Source organism: Mycobacterium heckeshornense, from assembly GCF_016592155.1.
Classification (GTDB): domain Bacteria; phylum Actinomycetota; class Actinomycetes; order Mycobacteriales; family Mycobacteriaceae; genus Mycobacterium; species Mycobacterium heckeshornense.
This window is the reverse complement of the sequence record NZ_AP024237.1, coordinates 3,495,860-3,514,049: the sequence shown is the minus strand read 5'-3', so window position 1 is coordinate 3,514,049 and position 18,190 is coordinate 3,495,860. Positions and strand designations below refer to the sequence as shown.

At 66.9% G+C, this 18,190-nt stretch carries 19 protein-coding genes; 16 read left to right on the top strand and 3 right to left on the bottom strand.

Annotated elements, in window-relative coordinates:
• The first annotated feature begins 16 nt into the window (after positions 1–16).
• Positions 17–727, top strand: a complete 711-nt coding sequence (locus MHEC_RS16920; RefSeq protein WP_048890788.1) for an HNH endonuclease family protein — start codon at positions 17–19, stop codon at positions 725–727.
• Between the two features lie 68 nt (positions 728–795).
• Here the strand turns inward: MHEC_RS16920 and MHEC_RS16915 are convergent, their stop codons facing one another.
• The gene (locus MHEC_RS16915; RefSeq protein WP_071700247.1) at positions 796–1,653 is read right to left on the bottom strand and encodes an aldo/keto reductase; all 858 of its coding nucleotides are present in this window, start codon (positions 1,651–1,653) and stop codon (positions 796–798) included.
• Positions 1,654–2,487: an aldo/keto reductase gene (locus MHEC_RS16910; RefSeq protein WP_048890786.1), complete on the bottom strand. Its 834-nt coding sequence runs from the start codon at positions 2,485–2,487 to the stop codon at positions 1,654–1,656.
• Between MHEC_RS16910 and MHEC_RS16905 the strand changes: the two genes are divergently transcribed.
• From MHEC_RS16905 to coaD, 5 genes are all read left to right on the top strand, one after another.
• On the top strand, positions 2,486–3,580 hold the full coding sequence (locus MHEC_RS16905; protein ID WP_048890785.1) for an alpha/beta hydrolase: 1,095 nt from the start codon (positions 2,486–2,488) through the stop codon (positions 3,578–3,580). The two genes, MHEC_RS16910 and MHEC_RS16905, sit on opposite strands and share 2 nt — an antisense overlap.
• Positions 3,581–3,637: 57 nt before the next feature.
• Entirely contained in the window at positions 3,638–4,393 is a 756-nt protein-coding gene (locus MHEC_RS16900) for a DsbA family protein (protein ID WP_048890784.1), read from the top strand.
• Entirely contained in the window at positions 4,390–5,031 is a 642-nt protein-coding gene (locus tag MHEC_RS16895; protein WP_372507355.1) for a vitamin K epoxide reductase family protein, read from the top strand. Before MHEC_RS16900 ends, MHEC_RS16895 begins: the two co-directional genes overlap by 4 nt.
• A gap of 25 nt (positions 5,032–5,056) precedes the next feature.
• Positions 5,057–5,623, top strand: a complete 567-nt coding sequence (rsmD, locus tag MHEC_RS16890) for a 16S rRNA (guanine(966)-N(2))-methyltransferase RsmD (RefSeq protein ID WP_048890783.1) — start codon at positions 5,057–5,059, stop codon at positions 5,621–5,623.
• 75 nt (positions 5,624–5,698) lie between these two features.
• Positions 5,699–6,181 carry a pantetheine-phosphate adenylyltransferase gene (coaD, locus tag MHEC_RS16885; protein WP_071700256.1) on the top strand — a complete coding sequence of 161 codons (483 nt, stop codon included), beginning with the start codon at positions 5,699–5,701 and terminating at the stop codon, positions 6,179–6,181.
• A gap of 82 nt (positions 6,182–6,263) precedes the next feature.
• On the opposite strand, the gene MHEC_RS16880 is transcribed toward coaD, so the two are convergent.
• A complete protein-coding gene (locus tag MHEC_RS16880; protein ID WP_071700246.1) occupies positions 6,264–7,496 on the bottom strand; it encodes a permease in 1,233 nt (410 codons plus the stop codon).
• 213 nt (positions 7,497–7,709) lie between these two features.
• Between MHEC_RS16880 and sepIVA the strand changes: the two genes are divergently transcribed.
• The 10 genes from sepIVA to MHEC_RS16830 all read left to right on the top strand — a co-directional run bounded on the left by sepIVA (position 7,710) and on the right by MHEC_RS16830 (position 18,179).
• A complete protein-coding gene (sepIVA, locus tag MHEC_RS16875; protein ID WP_048890780.1) occupies positions 7,710–8,447 on the top strand; it encodes a cell division protein SepIVA in 738 nt (245 codons plus the stop codon).
• 44 nt (positions 8,448–8,491) lie between these two features.
• Complete coding sequence (locus MHEC_RS16870) at positions 8,492–9,070, top strand: YceD family protein (RefSeq protein WP_048890779.1); 579 nt, start codon at positions 8,492–8,494, stop codon at positions 9,068–9,070.
• The gene (gene rnc, locus MHEC_RS16865) at positions 9,067–9,759 is read left to right on the top strand and encodes a ribonuclease III (protein ID WP_048890778.1); all 693 of its coding nucleotides are present in this window, start codon (positions 9,067–9,069) and stop codon (positions 9,757–9,759) included. The genes MHEC_RS16870 and rnc overlap by 4 nt, the downstream gene beginning before the upstream one ends.
• A gap of 5 nt (positions 9,760–9,764) precedes the next feature.
• Entirely contained in the window at positions 9,765–10,622 is an 858-nt protein-coding gene (gene mutM, locus MHEC_RS16860) for a DNA-formamidopyrimidine glycosylase (RefSeq protein WP_071700245.1), read from the top strand.
• Positions 10,623–10,722: 100 nt separating this feature from the next.
• Positions 10,723–11,136 (top strand): OsmC family protein, encoded by a 414-nt coding sequence (locus MHEC_RS16855; RefSeq protein WP_048890776.1) that lies wholly within the window; start codon positions 10,723–10,725, stop codon positions 11,134–11,136.
• On the top strand, positions 11,123–11,404 hold the full coding sequence (locus MHEC_RS16850; RefSeq protein ID WP_071700244.1) for an acylphosphatase: 282 nt from the start codon (positions 11,123–11,125) through the stop codon (positions 11,402–11,404). The genes MHEC_RS16855 and MHEC_RS16850 overlap by 14 nt, the downstream gene beginning before the upstream one ends.
• Before the next feature lie 37 nt (positions 11,405–11,441).
• The gene (gene smc, locus MHEC_RS16845; RefSeq protein ID WP_071700243.1) at positions 11,442–15,056 is read left to right on the top strand and encodes a chromosome segregation protein SMC; all 3,615 of its coding nucleotides are present in this window, start codon (positions 11,442–11,444) and stop codon (positions 15,054–15,056) included.
• Between the two features lie 10 nt (positions 15,057–15,066).
• Positions 15,067–16,323: a signal recognition particle-docking protein FtsY gene (gene ftsY / locus MHEC_RS16840; protein WP_275999788.1), complete on the top strand. Its 1,257-nt coding sequence runs from the start codon at positions 15,067–15,069 to the stop codon at positions 16,321–16,323.
• A gap of 136 nt (positions 16,324–16,459) precedes the next feature.
• Positions 16,460–17,989 carry an ammonium transporter gene (locus MHEC_RS16835; RefSeq protein WP_236591504.1) on the top strand — a complete coding sequence of 510 codons (1,530 nt, stop codon included), beginning with the start codon at positions 16,460–16,462 and terminating at the stop codon, positions 17,987–17,989.
• Positions 17,898–18,179 (top strand): P-II family nitrogen regulator, encoded by a 282-nt coding sequence (locus tag MHEC_RS16830; protein ID WP_235434766.1) that lies wholly within the window; start codon positions 17,898–17,900, stop codon positions 18,177–18,179. Before MHEC_RS16835 ends, MHEC_RS16830 begins: the two co-directional genes overlap by 92 nt.
• Positions 18,180–18,190: the final 11 nt, after the last annotated feature.

The following is an 18,190-nucleotide window of genomic DNA, read 5'->3' as shown; positions in this document are numbered from 1 at the left end:
AGGAGGAGCGGCGCTTGTGAATAAAAAAGCGTTGCTATGGCTTTCGGCGGTCGCTGCGCTCGCCGTCGTGGTCGCCTACCAGGTGGCATCCTCGGCGGGAGATCGCGCGAAGGAGTTTGCCGCGCGCGCCGACATTCCGACCGTGCAACCCGGCAGCGACGTGTTGGCAGGAGTTACCGTGGTGCCGGCCAGAATCCATCGCTACGACTATCGCCGGGCTGCGTTCGGAGATGCCTGGGATGACGACAACGATGCACCCGGCGGGCACAACGGCTGTGACACCCGCGACGACATACTCAACCGCGACCTGGTCGACAAGACCTATGTGTCAATCAAACGCTGTCCCGAGGCGGTGGCTACAGGGACGCTGCACGACCCGTATACCAACGCGACCATCAACTTTCAGCGCGGCGCGCGGGTGGGCCAGTCCGTGCAAATCGACCACATCGTCCCGCTGGCGCTGGCGTGGGATATGGGCGCCTACGCCTGGCCGTATCCGCAACGGCTACGCTTCGCCAACGATCCGGCCAACCTGTTGGCCGTGTCGGGGCAGGCGAACGAAGACAAGGCTGATTCACAACCGGCCCTGTGGATGCCGCCCAACACCGCGTTCTGGTGCCAGTACGCCGTACAGTACATCGCCGTACTGCGTGGTTATGCGTTGCCCGTCGACCAGCCCTCCGCCGACGTATTGCGGCGCGCCGCCGCCACCTGCCCGACGGGCTAACGGCGCGAGCAGACACGAACTCCCGCGAAAGTGGCGGAAAATGGGCGACTTTGCGTCTGCTCGCGGTTTTAGGTACCCGTGTAGGTCAGCGGATCCTCGCGCACCCGGGTGCCGTCGTTGAGCCCGTTGAGTGCGTCCATGTGCTCGGCGGCCAGCTCGAAGTCGAAGATGTCGAAGTTGCTGGCGATGCGGTCGGGTTTGCCGGAGCGGAAGACGACCGAATTGCCCAGTTGCACGTTCCAGCGCAGCAACACCTGTGCGGGTGTCCGGCCGTATTCGGCGGCGACGGAGTTCACCGTGGGGTTGTCCAGCAGCCGGCCCAGGGCCAGCGGACTGTAGGCCTGGGTGACCACATTGTGCTGAGCGTTGATCGTGCGCAGTTCGGTCTGGTTGAGCAGCGGGTGAAGCTCGATCTGGTTGACCGCCGGCGTGAAGAAGGTCAGGTCGATGACCGTCGACACATGTTCCTCGGTGAAGTTTGAAACGCCGATCGAGCGGGCGTAGCCATCACCGCGGGACTGGATCATGCCGCCAAAGCTGTCCACATACTTGCCGAGCTGTGGGGCCGGCCAATGGATCAGGAAAAGGTCGACATAGTCCAGGCCGAGCCGCTCCAGGCTTTCTTTGCAGGCTTCCTGCGACCTGGTGAATCCTTGGTCGGGGGTCGCCAGCTTGGTGGTGACGAAAAGTTCGGCGCGGGGGATGCCAGACGCCGCAATGGCACGTCCGACGGCGGCTTCGTTGCCGTATGCCGCCGCGGTATCGATCAGCCTGCAGCCGATTTCCAGCGCCGCTGAGACCGCGCGTTCCGTCTCGGCGTCGGCCAATTCCGCGACACCGAGGCCGAGCACCGGCATCGTGTTCTCGTCATTGAGCGTCAGCGAAGGGATCAAAGAACGCTCAGCGGCATTGCCAGACAACTTCATTCACCTGCCTGTGAAATTGAAGGTTCGTGGATCTGGACCAAGCCGGGTGCCGTCATCGAGCGAGGAGATCGACGCCATCTCGTCCGCGCTGAGTTCGAAATCGAACACGTCGAAATTACTCGCAATCCGTGCAGGGTTCACCGACTTGGGGATCACGATATTACCGAGCTGAATGTGCCACCTAATCAGCACTTGCGCCGGAGTGCGGCCGCAGCCCTCGGCGACCGCCGTGACCGTCGGGTGAGTCAGCAACGAGCCCTGGCCGAGCGGCGCCCACGCCTCGGTGGCGATCCCGAGCTGGGCATGCACTTCCCGCAACGCGGTTTGTGGAAAGCGCGGATGCAGCTCGACCTGATTGACGGCGGGGACGATGCCGGTGGCGTCGATGAGGACCTTTAAATGCTCCGGTTCGAAATTGCTGACCCCGATCGACCGGACCCGGCCCTCGTCGCGAAGGTGCGCGAAGGCCTTGAAGGTGTCGACGAACTTGCCCGCTGCGGGCAATGGCCAGTGGATCAAATACAGGTCGAGATAGTCCGCTCCGAGCCGTTCCAAGCTCGCGTCGAACGCCGCCAGCGTGCTGTCATAGCCCTGGTCGGCGTTCCACAGCTTGGTGACCAAGTAGATTTCGTCTCGGGGTATGCCCGATTCGGCAACTGCCCGTCCGGTCTCACGTTCGTTGTTGTACATTGCCGCGGTGTCGATGTGCCGGTAGCCGGTTTGCAACGCGGCGCGGACCGCCTGTTCGGTCTGTCCGGGTGGAATCTTGAATACGCCGAACCCCACTGAGGGGATCGAATGACCGTCGTTCAGGGTGACTAGGGGAGCAGCCATGACCAAAAGTCTGCCAGGCGCGCCGGACCTGCACCGGTGGTCCACGCGCCTGCAGGGCACCGCTACCCGCGTCGGGCTGAAGGTCATTCCGTGGATTCCAGCCGGTGCCAAGCGGCTGCTCACCGGCGGGCGGTCAGTGATCATCGACGGCAACACGCTCGATCCCACGTTGCAGTTGTTGTTGGCGGCGCAGCGGGCTGTGGGCATCAACGGCTTGGTGGTCGACGACGACGTGGTCGCCTCGCGGATCCTGATGCGGGAGGGGTGTTTGGCGTTGCCCGGGCCGCAGATCCACGTTGCGGTGAACGACGTGTCGATACCCGGGCCCGCCGGTGACATCGCTGCTCGGCATTACCGCCCGGCGGTCGCCGGGCCGACGCCGTTGCTGGTCTTCTACCACGGCGGTGGCTGGACCATCGGTGACCTGGACACTCATGACGCGTTGTGCCGGTTGACCTGCCGCGACGCCGACATCCACGTGCTGTCGGTCGATTATCGCCTAGCGCCCGAACACCCGGCTCCCGCCGCTCTTGACGACGCCTATGCGGCATTTCGCTGGGCCCATGAACACGCCGCCGGGCTCGGCGCAATCCCGGGCAAGGTGGCGGTCGGCGGTGACAGCGCGGGCGGCAACCTGGCGGCCGTCGTGTCGCAACTGGCGCGGGCTGATGGCGGCCCCAGGCCCGCGCTGCAGTGGCTCATCTACCCCAGAACCGACTTCACCGCCCGCACCCGTTCGCTGTCGTTGTTCGCCGACGGCTTTTTGCTCACCAAGCGCGACGTCGACTGGTTCGAGACCCAATACTTGGCCGATTCCGATCTCGAGCCGACCGATCCGCGGATATCGCCGTTGCTGGCCGATGACCTGTCCGGCCTGCCGCCCGCATTGATCGCAACCGCCGGGTTCGATCCCCTGCGCGACGAGGGCGAGCAATACGCCGCGGCACTGCGAGCCGCCGGCACCGCCGTCGACCTGCGCTCGATGAGGTCGCTGACCCACGGTTTCGCCACATTGTTCCCGCTCGGCGGCGGCAGTGCCGTCGGCACCGCCGAGATCGTCTCGGCGCTGCGTGCCCATCTCAGCCGGGTGTGAGACTTTCCGCCGGTACTCTGGAGGCGCCATGCCGCCAACCGGAGGATCCGCAAACCTGTGGCCAGCAAACCTAACCGTCCCGCGCGCTACGACTTGAAGGCAGCCGATCGCAGGCGCAACCTGCTGATCCAGATCGGGCTGACGGGGATCGTGGTGATCTTCGCGGTCGGTCTCGTGCTCTATATCGTGATGACCCACGGCCACAAGCCCGCTGCCGGTCAGCCGGTGCGAGTCACATCGAGCAAGCTCGTCACCAAGGACGGCACCCGAGACCCCAAGGCCGTCGTCGCGTTCTACGAGGATTTCCTGTGTCCGGCTTGCGGCAATTTCGAGCGGACGTTCGGGCCGACGGTGGCCAAGCTCATCGACAGCGGCGCCATCGCCGCCGACTATTACATGGTCGGCATCCTCGATAGCGCGCGCACCGACAACTATTCGTCGCGGGCCGGCGCGGCGGCCTACTGCGTCGCCGACGAATCCATCGAGGCGTTCCGGCGTTTCCACACCGCGTTGTTCACCAAGAATCTGCAGCCATCCGAAACCGGCTCGACGTTTCCCGACAACGCCCGGTTGATCGAGATTGCCCGTGAGGCCGGGGTGGTTGGCAAGGTCCCCGATTGCATCAACAGCGGCAAGTACGTGCCGAGGGTCGAGGGCATGGCCTCGGCCACAGGTATTCACGCCACCCCGACGATCCGGATCAACGGCCAAGACTACGAACCGTCGACGCCGCAGGCGCTGGTCGCCAAGATCAAAGAGATCGTCGGCGACGTAGCGGGCCTTGACTCGGCGGCGACACCAGCCGCGTCGTGACAGTCACGGTGTCGGCGCAACCGGCCCAGCCGCCCGGCGGTCAGGCAGCCGCGCCGTCGGTGGCGTTGCCCAGCGCGTGGTGGGTGCTCATCGCCGGGGTCATCGGATTGGTCGCCTCGGTGACGCTGACGGTGGAAAAGATCAAGATCTTGACCAACCCGTCGTATGTGCCGTCGTGCAACCTCAACCCGGTGGTGTCGTGCGGGTCGGTGATGGCGACGCCGCAGGCGTCGGTGCTGGGTTTTCCCAATCCGCTGATCGGTGTCGCCGCATTCACCGTGGTCGTCGTGACCGGCGTGCTGGCCGTGACCAAAGTGCCTTTGCCGCAGTGGTATTGGAGTGCACTGGCTGCCGCGACATTGGCCGGTGCCGGGTTCGTGCACTGGCTGATATTCCAAAGCCTGTATCGCATCGGCGCATTGTGCCCCTACTGCATGGTGGTGTGGGCGGTCACCATCCCCCTGCTGGTGGTGGTCGCGTCGATCGCGTTTTGCCCGGCAGAGGGAAACAGGGCCGGCGCGGCGTCGACGCTCTACCGTTGGCGATGGTCGATCACCACACTGTGGTTCACTGCGGTCATCCTGCTGATCGTGGTGCGGTTTTGGGACTACTGGTCGACACTCTTCCAGCCCGGCTAGGGCGCTGACGTGCGGTGGTGGTGAGCTGACGCGGATCATTGCCGGAGCGGCACGCGGCCGACGCCTCGCGATCCCGCCGCGGGGAACACGACCGACCACCGACCGGGTGCGCGAATCGTTGTTCAACATCTTGACCGCGCGGCGGGACCTGGCCGGCCTGTCAGTGCTCGATCTGTACGCCGGTTCCGGCGCGCTCGGGCTGGAGGCACTATCACGTGGAGCGGCCTCGGCACTGTTCGTCGAGTCGGATCATCGGACCGCGGCCGTGCTGGCCCGCAACATCGAGGCCGTCGGTCTGGCCGGCGCGACACTGCGCCGCTGCACGGTGGCGGCAGCTGTGAGTGTCGAGGCCGAGCAACCGGTGGACCTGGTGCTGGCGGATCCGCCCTACGACGTCGGGACCGCCGAAATCGAGGCGGTGTTGGGCGCCTTGACCGCCCACGGATGGGCGGGTACCGGAACCGTGGCGGCGGTGGAGCGCGCCGCTTCCAGTACGTCGTTGAGCTGGCCGGTCGGTTGGGTGCCGTGGCAGCACCGCGTTTACGGCGACACCCGGCTGGAATTCGCCGAACTGAGCGGCCCGGCGGGGTGAGCGGTTCCTGCTACCGTCATCGGTCATGACTACCGGCGACGATGCCGAGCGCGGCGATGATAAGGAGTGGCGCAGATGACCGGCGCGGTATGCCCGGGATCTTTCGATCCAGTGACCCTGGGCCACATCGACATTTTCGAACGCGCCTCTGCTCAGTTTGACGAGGTGGTCGTGGCCATCCTGGTCAACCCCGCCAAACAGAGCATGTTCGAGCTTGACGAGCGGATCGCGATGATCATCGAGTCGACGACGCATCTGCCCAATCTGCGGGTCGAAGCCGGGGAAGGCCTGGTGGTCGACTTCGTCAGGTCTCGCGGTATGACCGCTATCGTCAAGGGTCTGCGCACCGGCACCGACTTCGAATACGAGTTGCAGATGGCGCAGATGAACAAACATATCGCCGGCGTCGACACGTTCTTCGTGGCTACCACTCCGCGGTATTCGTTCGTGTCGTCTTCGCTGGCCAAAGAAGTCGCAATGCTTGGCGGTGACGTGTCGGACCTGCTTCCCGAACCGGTTAACCGACGTCTCCGCGAGAAGCTTTCCCGCGGAGGGTGATTGAGGCGTCAGCTACTGTTCGACGGTGCGTCTGCGTACGTCGCCGCCGGCTGCCGGCCAGGTTTCGAGCGGCCAGCAATAATCAGCAGTGCCCGTGGTGGTGATGGTTGTGCTCTGCGTCCGGCGAACCGCCCATCATGCGTAGCATCGGCACGCCGCCGGTCGCCACGAATCTCGCGACCAGAACCGCCGCGACGGCCAGAAACACGATGTTGAGCCAGGTCGTGTAGTTCCACGAGATTCCGGCGTGCATCACGGTAGCGTTGCGGTGACTCGGAACGAGATGTGCTGCGCCGAACAGTAATTCGACGAGGTAGCCAGCTCCGATCGTTGCGCCGTAGAAGGTGCCCAGCAGTGTCAGCATCATCGCGGTGCCGTAGTACTTACGGTAGATGTTGAGAATCGGCAGAATCAACAGGTCGGCGAAGATGAAGGCGACCACACCGCCAAAACTTATGCCCCCGTTCCAAAGCACCGCAGCCAGTGGCACATTGCCGATCGAGCAGACGAACGATGCGATCGCTACCAATGGCGCCACGATCGGGCCCCAGAGTGCCGAGAGTGTGTGATGCTCGGTGAAAAAGAATGCTTGCCAGAATGATTCAGGCATCCATGCGGCAATGGCGCCAGCGATCAACAAGCCGATCACAAGGTCGCGCAGGATTGCCGCCCACTCCATGACAAATACATGTGAAACCGAGGTGAAGCCTTGCGGCGAAAACAGCCGCTGCCAAAACGATCCGTCGCGTTGAACGGACATGTCCATCGCGGCGTGGCCTTCCATCGAACCGGCGATTCCGCGCTCGGCTTGCCGACGGGCGGCGTCGAGCATGGGCGGGCGTACAAATAGCCGGAACAACACGGCCAAGATCACGATCATCAGTGGGCCGCCGACGAATTCGGCCGCGGCGAACTGCCAGCCCATTAGCAGGGCCATGATGATGCCCAGCTCGGCCACCAAGTTGGTCGAGCCGATCTGGAATGCCATGGCGGCGGTGAAGTCCGCGCCTTTACGAAAGAGCGACCGGGCCAACGCCACCGCGGCATAGGAACACGACGACGATGCGGCGCCCAACCCGGTCGCCACCACCAGGGTGCGGGGCCGGTTGTCGCCCAGCAGGGTGGCGATCGTCGAACGGCGCACGACCGCCTGCACGAGCGCTGACAGCACGAACCCCAGCACCAGGGCCCAGAGGATCTCCCACGTCATGGAGCCCGCCAGCGCCAATGCCCGCTCGACCGCATCCAGCACGGTGCCCAACAGATCCTCCTCGTTCGCGGTTCGGTGGCCGGCGGTCGATGCGGCCCACACCATGCTAACCGTGCCCGTTTTATACCCAGCAGGGGTATATTGCGCCGTCGGCCGGCGGTGGCCGCCGACCACACCGGCTGCCCGCGCCGGCGCGGGCGTGCCGGGGTGAGCGGCCAAGCCCGGGACGCCAATGTTCGACACACCGGGCCCAGCAGCAGAGTCACAAGGACAACACCAGGCACACTGGTAACAACAACGATGCCGGGAGGGTGTGCCGTGTACCGAGTTTTTGAAGCGCTGGACGAACTCAGCGCGATTGTCGAAGAAGCCCGTGGCGTGCCGATGACGGCCGGTTGTGTGGTGCCTCGCGGCGACGTGTTGGAGCTGATCGACGACATCAAGGACGCGATCCCCGGCGAACTCGACGACGCCCAAGATGTGCTCGATGCTCGGGATTCAATGCTGAACGAGGCCAAGGCGCACGCCGACTCCATGGTGTCCTCGGCAACCACCGAGTCGGAGTCGATGCTCAATCACGCCCGCGCCGAAGCGGACCGGATATTGTCCGAGGCGAAGGCCCAGGCCGACCGGATGGTCAGCGAGGCCCGCCAGCACAGCGAGCGGATGGTCAGCGATGCGCGCGAGGAGGCGGTGCGCATCGCGGCCGCGGCCAAACGCGAGTATGACGCCAGTACCGGCCGGGCGAAGGCGGAATGCGACCGGCTGGTCGAGAACGGCAACATCTCCTATGAAAAGGCCGTGCAAGAAGGCATCAAGGAACAGCAGCGGCTGGTGTCGCAGACCGAGGTGGTGCAGGCGGCGCGCGCCGAGGCCACCCGTTTGATCGACGCGGCGCACGCCGAGGCGGACCGGCTGCGCGGCGAGTGCGACATTTACGTCGACAGCAAGCTCGCCGAGTTCGAGGAATACCTCAACGGCACCTTGCGGTCGGTCAGTCGCGGCCGTCACCAATTGCGGACGGCTGCCGGCACCCACGACTACGCCACCCGCTAGCCCGTGGCGGCAGCAGCGGGCCGCCGGGACCGTAGGATTGGGATATGGCTAGGCAGCGTAGCCCAATCGCAAAACGGCCGCCGATTTCACCGCTGATCGTCAATATCTCGCGGCTGGGCCGACGCCCCGGAGAGGTGTTTGCGCTGCAGGACACGGTGAGCAGTCCGGCGCGAATCGGATTGGAGCTGATCGCGATCCAACGCGGTGCGCCGCTGGAACTGGACCTGCGGGTGGAGTCGGTGTCGGAAGGCGTCTTGGTCACCGGCACGGTGGCGGCACCCACCACCGGTGAGTGCGCGCGTTGTCTGACGGCGGTCAGCGGGCGAGTGGAGGTCGAGTTGACCGAGTTGTTCGCGTATCCGGATACCCTCACCGACGAGACCACCGACGATGACGAGGTCGGTCGGGTTATCAACGACACGGTCGACCTGGAGCAGTCGATCATCGACGCGGTCGGCCTGGAACTGCCGTTCTCTCCGGTGTGCCGGGCCGATTGCCCGGGCTTGTGCGCGGAGTGCGGTATCCCGCTGGCTTCCGCCGAGCCCGGCCATCACCACGATCGGATCGATCCGCGCTGGGCCAAGCTGGCCGGAATGCTGGATGCACCTGAGGCCGACCGGTGACCCGGTCATACCAGCCGCTGCTCGATGCCCTGGGGGTCGACCTGCCGGACGAGTTGCTATCGCTGGCCCTGACGCACCGCAGCTACGCCTACGAGCATGGCGGCCTGCCTACCAACGAACGCCTGGAGTTCCTCGGTGACGCGGTCCTGGGCCTGACGGTCACCGATGAACTGTTTCACCGCCACCCGGACCGCTCGGAGGGCGATCTTGCCAAGCTGCGCGCGAGCGTCGTCAACACCCAGGCGTTGGCCGATGTCGCACGCAAGTTGACGGATCAGGGTCTCGGCGCCTACATGCTGCTGGGCCGTGGTGAGGCCAACACCGGTGGAGCCGACAAATCCAGCATCCTGGCCGACGGCATGGAATCGCTGTTGGGTGCGATCTATTTGCACCACGGCATCGACACCGCCCGGGAGGTAATCCTGCGGTTGTTCGGGGCGCTGCTGGACGCGGCGCCGACGCTGGGTGCGGGGCTGGATTGGAAAACCAGCCTGCAGGAACTGACCGCGGCGCGCGGCCTGGGCGCGCCGTCATATGTAGTGACCTCCACCGGGCCGGACCACGACAAGGAGTTCACCGCCGTCGTCGTCGTGATGGACACCGAATACGGCTCCGGAACGGGCCGGTCCAAGAAGGAAGCCGAGCAAAAAGCGGCGGCTGCGGCGTGGAACGCGCTGGAGAGCGCCTGAGCTGAATGCCTGAACTACCGGAAGTCGAGGTGGTGCGGCGCGGCCTGCAAACCCATGTGGTGGGAAAGACCGTCACGGCGATCCGAGTTCACCACCCCCGCGCGGTGCGCCGGCACGAAGCCGGGCCCGCGGACCTGACCGCGCGGCTGATCGGCGCGCGCATCACCGGCACCGATCGTCGCGGTAAATACCTGTGGCTGAGATTGGATGAGGCCGACACCGCGCTGGTGGTGCATCTGGGCATGAGCGGGCGGATGCTGCTAGGTGCCGTCCCGAATACCGCGCACCTGCGCATCGCGGCGATGCTCGACGACGGCACCGCGCTGAGCTTCGTCGATCAGCGCACTTTCGGCGGCTGGCTGCTGGCCGAGTTGGTAACGGTCGACGGCAGCGCGGTACCGGTGCCCGTGGCCCACCTGGCTCGCGATCCGCTGGACTCGAAATTCGATGCCGACGCGGTGGTTAATGTGATGCGGCGCAAGCATTCCGAGCTCAAACGTCAGCTTCTCGACCAGACCGTGGTGTCAGGCATCGGCAACATCTACGCCGACGAGGCACTGTGGCGCGCCAAGGTGCACGGCTCGCGCGTGGCCGCCACGCTGCCGCGCCGGCAGCTGGCGGCGGTGCTGCAGGCCGCCGCGGAGGTGATGTGCGACGCGCTGGCCCACGGCGGGACCTCGTTCGATTCGTTGTACGTCAACGTCAACGGTGAATCGGGGTACTTCGACCGCTCGCTCGACGCGTACGGTCGCGAGGACCAGCCATGCCGACGCTGTGGCTCGCTGATTCGGCGCGAGAAGTTCATGAACCGCTCGTCGTTTTATTGCCCGAGGTGCCAGCCGCGGCCGCGGCTTCGCCGCTGACCCTTCCCACGCGCTCGGGCGCGTCGTGCGCCGCCGCGCTGTACCGGGCGTCCAGCGGCGCCCGCTCGCGCAGGCCATACGGCGCGGTAAGAAAGAACCCATGACGCAACTGTGGGTCGAACGCACCGGGGTGCGCCGCTATACCGGGCACAGCTCGCGCGGCGCGCGGGTACTCGTCGGTTCCGAGGACGTCGACGGTGTCTTCACTCCTGGCGAGCTGCTCAAGATTGCGCTCGCCGCCTGCAGCGGGATGGCCAGCGACCAGCCGCTGGCTCGGCGCCTCGGCGACGACTACAAGACGACCATCCGGGTGTCTGGGGCGGCCGATCGCCGGCACGAGCGCTATCCGCTGCTGGAGGAGACGCTCGAGGTCGACCTGTCCGGGTTGACCGCTGCTGAAGCAGGGCGCCTGCTGGTCGTCGTCAACCGGGCCGTCGATCAGTCCTGCACCGTCGGCCGCACCCTGAAATCCGGTACCACGGTGAAATTCGGGATCGCCGATGTCGGAGCCTGAGGTTCGCCTCACCGCGCTGATCCGCGGGCGGGTGCAGGGAGTCGGCTTCCGCTGGTGGACCCGCTCCCGGGCGCTGGAGCTGGGGCTGACCGGCTATGTCGCCAACCGCCTCGACGGACGGGTGCTGGTCGTCGCTCAGGGATCCCGCGACACCTGCCAACAGCTGCTTGACCTGCTACGAAGCGGCGACACACCCGGTCGGGTGGACGCCGTCGACGTCGAGTGGTCAGAACAGGTCGAGGACATCCCCGGATTCAGCGCGCGCTAACCGGTGTCGGCCCGATCGAGCGGTAGTCTGGCACGTCGTGTACCTCAAGAGTCTGACGCTGAAGGGCTTCAAGTCCTTCGCCTCACCGACGACTCTGCGGTTCGAGCCGGGCATCACCGCGGTGGTGGGTCCTAACGGCTCGGGTAAATCCAACGTGGTCGACGCGCTGGCCTGGGTGATGGGCGAGCAGGGAGCCAAAACCTTGCGCGGCGGCAAGATGGAAGACGTCATCTTCGCGGGGACTTCCTCGCGTCCACCCCTGGGCCGCGCCGAGGTCACCGTCACCATCGACAACTCCGACAACGCATTGCCGATCGAATATTCCGAAGTGTCGATCACTCGTCGGATGTTCCGCGATGGTGCCAGCGAGTACGAAATCAACGGCAGCAGTTGCCGTTTGCTGGACGTGCAGGAGCTGCTCTCCGACTCGGGCATCGGCCGCGAGATGCATGTCATTGTCGGGCAGGGCAAGCTGGAGGAAATCCTGCAATCCCGCCCCGAAGACCGCCGCGCGTTCATTGAGGAAGCCGCCGGGGTGCTCAAGCACCGCAAGCGCAAGGAAAAAGCTCTCCGCAAACTCGACGCGATGTCAGCAAACCTGGTCCGGCTCACCGACCTGACCACCGAATTGCGCCGTCAGCTCAAACCGCTGGGCCGGCAGGCCGAAGTCGCCCGCCGCGCGCAGAGCATCCAGGCCGACCTGCGTGATGCCCGGCTGCGGCTGGCCGCCGACGACATCGTCACCCGTCGGGCCGAGCTGCAAGACACCAGCCACGCCGAGGCGGCACTGCGCCGCGAGCATGACGAAGCCTCCGCCCGGCTCGCCGCGGCTTCCGAAGAGCTGGCAGCGGAAGAGGACGCGTTGGCCCGCCTTTCCGAACGCGCCGAATCGGCCCAGCAGATCTGGTTTCGGCTGTCCGCCCTGGCCGAACGGGTGGGCGCCACGGTGCGCATCGCCGACGAGCGCGCCCAGCGCCTCGATGTCGAGCCGCCGACCACCGGCGGGGCCGACCCCGACGCGCTGGAGGCGGAGGCCGAGCAGGTGGCGGTGCACGAGCGGCAGCTGTTGGCGGAGTTGGCGGCGGCACGGGGCCGGCTGGAGGCGGCGCGGGCCGAACTTGCCGAGCGGGAACGCAGCCTCGCCGATGCCGAAAAGGCACACCTGGCAGCGGTCCGTGCGGAGGCCGACCGGCGTGAGGGGCTGGCGCGGCTGGCCGGTCAGGTCGAGACCATGCGCGCGCGGGTGGAATCGATCGATGACAGCATCGCGACTTTGTCCCAACGCATCGACGAGGCAGCCGCGCGTGCCCAGCAGGCGCAGGCCGAATTCGAAACCGTGCAGGCCCGGGTCGGGGAATTGGATCAGGGTGAGGTCGGCCTCGACGAGCATCACGAGCGGATGGTCGCCGCGCTGCGGCTGGCCGACGAGCGGGTCGCCGAGTTGCAGGCCGCCGAGCGCGGCGCCGAACGGCAGGTCGCGTCGCTGCGTGCCCGCATCGACGCACTGTCGGTCAGTCTCGAACGCAAGGACGGCACCGCGTGGCTCAGTCGAAACCACAGCAGCGCAGGGCTTTTCGGGTCGATCGCGAAGCTGATCAAGGTGCGCCCGGGCTACGAGACGGCGCTGGCCGCGGTGCTCGGGGCGGCCGCTGACGCGCTGGCCGCCGACAGTCTGGGTGCGGCCCGGGCAGCGGTGACCGCGCTCAAGGAAGCCGACGCCGGGCGGGCGGCCATCGTGCTGGGCGATTGGCCGGCCACCGATGATCCGGCGCGCGCGACCCACCGCCTGCCCGACGGCGCACGCTGGGCGCTCGACCTCGTCGAGGCGCCGCCGCGGCTGCGCGGCGCCATGATCGCGATGCTCTCCGGCGTCGCCGTGGTCGCCGACTTGTCCCATGCGCTTGACCTGGTCGCGGCGCACCCGCAGCTGCGCGCGGCGACTCTTGACGGTGATCTGGTCGGCGCCGGGTGGGTCAGCGGCGGTTCGGATCGCAAGCCGTCGACGCTGGAGCTCACCTCCGAAATCGAGAAGGCCCGCGCCGAGCTGGCCACCGCGGAGGCCCAGGCCAATGAGCTCAGCGCCGCGCTGGCCGGCGCGCTGACCGAGCAAGCCGCCCGCCAGGACGCCGCCGAGCAGGCGCTGGCTGCGCTTAACGAGTCGGATGCCGCGATCTCGGCCATCTACGAGCAGCTTGGTCGGCTCGGCCAGGATGCCCGCGCCGCCGAGGAGGAGTGGGCCCGGCTGCTGCGGCAGCGCGAGGAATTAGAGACCGGCCGCGCGCAGACGGTCGAAGAGCTCACCGAATTGGAGTCCCGGCTGCGCAACGCCGAGCAGACCCAAGCCGTGTCCGCGACCGGCCCCGTCGACCGGCAGCAGATCGCCACGGAGCGCAGCCGGTTGGAAACCGCCCGCGCCGACGACGTGGAAGCCCGCCTGGCGGTGCGCACCGCCGAAGAACGCGCCAATGCTGTTCGGGGGCGGGCGGATTCACTGCGTCGAGCCGCCGCCGCCGAGCGTGAGGCACGGCTGCGTGCGCAACAGGCCCGCGCTGCCCGAGAGCATGCGGCAGCGGTCGCCGAGGCGGTAGCTTTTTGCGGACGGTTGCTGGCCGGGCGGCTGAGCCAGGTCGTCAATGCCGCCTCGCGTCGCCGCGACGCGTTGGCGGTTGAGCGCCAACAGCATTCGGCGGCAATGGCCGCGGTTCGTGAGGAGGTGGATGCGCTGCGTACCCGCATCGCGGCGCTCACCGAGGCGCTGCACCGCGACGAGGTGGCCAAGGCGGAGGCGGCGCTGCGCATCGAACAGCTGGAGCAGATGGTGCTCGAGCAGTTCGGCATGGCGCCCGACGACCTGGTCGCCGAATACGGTCCGCAGGTTCCGCTGGCACCCACCGAGCTGGAGCTGGCCGAGTACGAGCAGGCCCGTGAACGCGGCGAACAGGTCACCCCACCGGCACCGATGCCGTTCGACCGGCCCACCCAGGAACGCCGGGCCAGGCGCGCCGAACGGGAGCTGGCCGAGCTGGGCCGGGTCAACCCGCTGGCGCTGGAGGAGTACGCCGCGCTGGAGGAGCGCTACAACTTTCTGTCCACTCAGCTCGAAGACGTCAAGGCCGCGCGCAAGGACCTGCTCAACGTCATCGCCGACGTCGACGCCCGCATCCTGCAAGTGTTCACCGAGGCGTTCGCCGACGTGGAACGCGAGTTCCGCGCGGTGTTCGCCGCGCTGTTCCCCGGCGGGGAAGGCCGGCTGCGGTTGACCGATCCCGACGACATGCTCACCACCGGCATCGAAGTCGAGGCCCGGCCGCCCGGCAAGAAGGTCAAACGGCTGTCGTTGCTATCCGGTGGCGAGAAGGCGCTGACCGCGGTCGCGATGCTGGTCGCGATCTTCCGGGCCCGGCCCTCGCCGTTCTATGTCATGGACGAGGTGGAGGCGGCGCTCGACGATGTGAACCTGCAGCGGCTGCTCGGGCTGTTCGAAGAATTGCGGGAGCGCTCGCAGATCATCATCATCACGCATCAAAAGCCCACCATGGAAGTGGCCGACACCCTCTACGGCGTGACCATGCGCGACGACGGCATCACCACAGTGATCTCGCAGCGGATGCGCGGCCAGCGGGTGGACCAACTCGTCGGCAGCTCACGATAACCAGGAGTACATGGTGTCCGACGCTGTGTGGATCGTCGTTGCGGGTGTCGCGGCGCTGGTGGTCGCCGCTGTGCTGATCGTGGGCCTGACGCGCTACCGGCGTCGGCGGATCCGCCTGTCGGCCCGTGAGCAGGGCGGTGTCGGCGATCGTGCCGGCGGATACACCACGTCGTCGGGCATCGCGTTCACCCAAGGGACATCGCCGCAGGGCCTCGACACCGCGGTGCTGCCCGGTGTGGGCGACGACGCAACCGGTGCGCGCGACGCCGCCAAGCGGTCGATCGCCGACGTCCAACTGCCCGAGCACGTGCCGGCGCGGCCCGTCGCTGCCGACGTCAGCGCCATCGCCCCACCCGAAGGGCGGCTGGAACGACTGCGCGGCCGGCTCGCCCGATCGCAGAACGCCCTGGGCCGCAGCATGCTCGGCCTGCTCGGCGGTGGCGACCTCGACGACGACTCCTGGCAGGACGTCGAGGACAACCTGCTGGTGGCCGACCTCGGCCCGGCGGCCACCGCATCGGTGGTGTCGCAGCTGCGCAGCCGACTGGCCCACGGCAGCGTGCGCACCGCAACCGACGCCCGCGCCGTGCTGCGCGAGGTCTTGATCGCCGAGCTGCGGCCGGAGCTGGACCGCTCGATCCGCGCGCTGCCGCACGCCGACCACCCGTCGGTGCTGCTCGTCGTCGGCGTCAACGGCACCGGGAAAACCACCACCGTCGGCAAGCTGGCGCGGGTGCTGGTGGCCGACGGTCGGCGGGTCGTGCTCGGCGCCGCCGATACCTTCCGGGCCGCGGCGGCCGATCAGCTGCAAACCTGGGCCGCGCGGGTGGGCGCTGAGGTGGTGCGGGGCGCCGAGGGCGCCGACCCTGCCTCGGTGGCCTACGACGCGGTCGACAAGGGCATCGCCACCGGCGCCGACGTCGTCGTCATCGACACCGCCGGTCGGTTGCACACCAAAACCGGGCTGATGGACGAGCTCGGCAAAGTCAAGCGCGTGGTGACCCGCCGTGCGGCCGTCGACGAGGTATTGCTGGTGCTCGACGCCACCATCGGCCAGAACGGCCTGGCGCAGGCCCGGGTATTCGCCGACGTCGTCGACATCACCGGCGCGGTGCTGACCAAGCTGGACGGAACAGCCAAGGGCGGCATCGTTTTCCGGGTGCAACAGGAACTCGGGGTACCGGTGAAACTGGTCGGGCTCGGTGAAGGGCCCGACGACCTCGCCCCCTTTGAGCCGGCGGCGTTCGTCGACGCCCTGCTCGGTTGACGCTGGATCCGGTGAGAATCACGTAACTTCGGCGAAACGTTGAGGCACTAACGCCGCAACAACTTTTGCGCATTGTCTGACAAGGTCATCGGTCACGATTGGCGGCCGGGGCTGCGCCGACCGGAGGTGATGTCGAGTGGACCAATTCCCAACCATGGGCATTCCCAATACTGGCGACACCGCTTGGATGCTGGCGAGCTCTGCTCTCGTGCTGTTGATGACGCCCGGCCTGGCGTTCTTCTACGGCGGCATGGTCCGCGCCAGAAGCGTGCTCAACATGATCATGATGAGCATCAGCGCCATGGGCGTCGTGACGGTGCTGTGGGTGCTCTACGGTTACTCGCTCGCCTTCGGCGACGACGTCGGCAATATCGCCGGCAGGCCAACCGAATACTGGGGCCTGAAGGGTCTTATCGGGGTCAACGCCGTCGCCGAGGATCCGAGCACCCACACCGCGGGTGTTCAGATCCCGTTGGCGGGCACCATCCCTCACGTCGTGTATGTCGCCTTCCAGCTGATGTTCGCGATCATCACCGTCGCGCTGGTCTCCGGGGCGGTGGCCGACCGGATGAAGTTCGGCAGCTGGACGCTGTTCGCCGGACTGTGGGCGACGTTCGTCTACTTCCCGATCGCGCACTGGGTGTTCGCCGCCGACAAGTTCGCGGCCGCGCACGGCGGCTGGATCCTGAACAAGCTGCATGCCATCGACTTCGCCGGCGGCACGGCCGTGCACATCAACGCCGGGACGGCGGGCCTTGTCCTGGCGATCATCCTCGGCAAGCGGCAGGGCTGGCCCAAGACCATAATGCGGCCACACAACCTGCCGTTCGTGATGCTCGGTGCCGGCCTGCTGTGGTTCGGCTGGTACGGATTCAACGCCGGATCGGCGACCAGCGCCAACGGCGCCGCGGGCGCCACGTTCATGACCACCACGGTGGCAACCGCCGCCGCCATGCTGGGCTGGCTGGCTACCGAACGCATCCGCGACGGGCACGCCACCTCGCTGGGTGCCGCGTCGGGCATCGTCGCCGGGCTGGTCGCCATCACGCCGTCCTGCTCGTCGGTCAACGTGGTGGGCGCCTTGGTCGTGGGCGTCGCGGCCGGCGTGTTTTGCGCGTTGGCTGTCGGGCTGAAATACCGTTTCGGCTTTGATGATTCGCTCGACGTGGTCGGAGTGCATCTGGTCGGCGGTCTGGTAGGCACGCTGCTGGTGGGTCTGCTCGCAGCCCCGCAGACCACTGCCATCGCGGGTGTCACCGGCGTGTCACCCGGCCTGTTCTACGGCGGCGGATTCGCTCAGCTGGAACGCCAGGCGATCGGCGCATTCAGCGTTCTCGGGTATTCGGCGGTCGCCACCGCTATCTTGGCTCTGATCCTGAAATACACCATCGGGCTGCGGCTGAGCGCCGAGGACGAAGCCTCAGGCATCGATGAGGCTCAGCACGCTGAGAGCGGCTACGATTTCGCGGTCGTCAGCGGTTCGGTTCCTGGTCGTCACGCCTTGGAGGAGAGTGGAAATGAAGCTGATCACCGCGATCGTGAAGCCGTTCACGCTCGACGACGTCAAGACCAGCCTGGAGGAGGCGGGCGTCCTGGGGATGACGGTGAGCGAAGTGCAGGGATACGGGCGGCAGAAGGGTCACACGGAGGTTTACCGGGGCGCTGAGTACTCCGTCGAATTCGTCCCGAAGGTTCGCATCGAGGTCGTCGTCGACGATTCCATCGTCGACAAGGCCGTCGACAGCGTGGTCCGGGCGGCGCGCACCGGCAAGATCGGCGACGGCAAGGTGTGGGTCACTCCGGTGGAAACCGTGGTGCGGGTGCGCACCGGCGAACGCGGACCCGATGCCCTGTGAGATCTACGGCG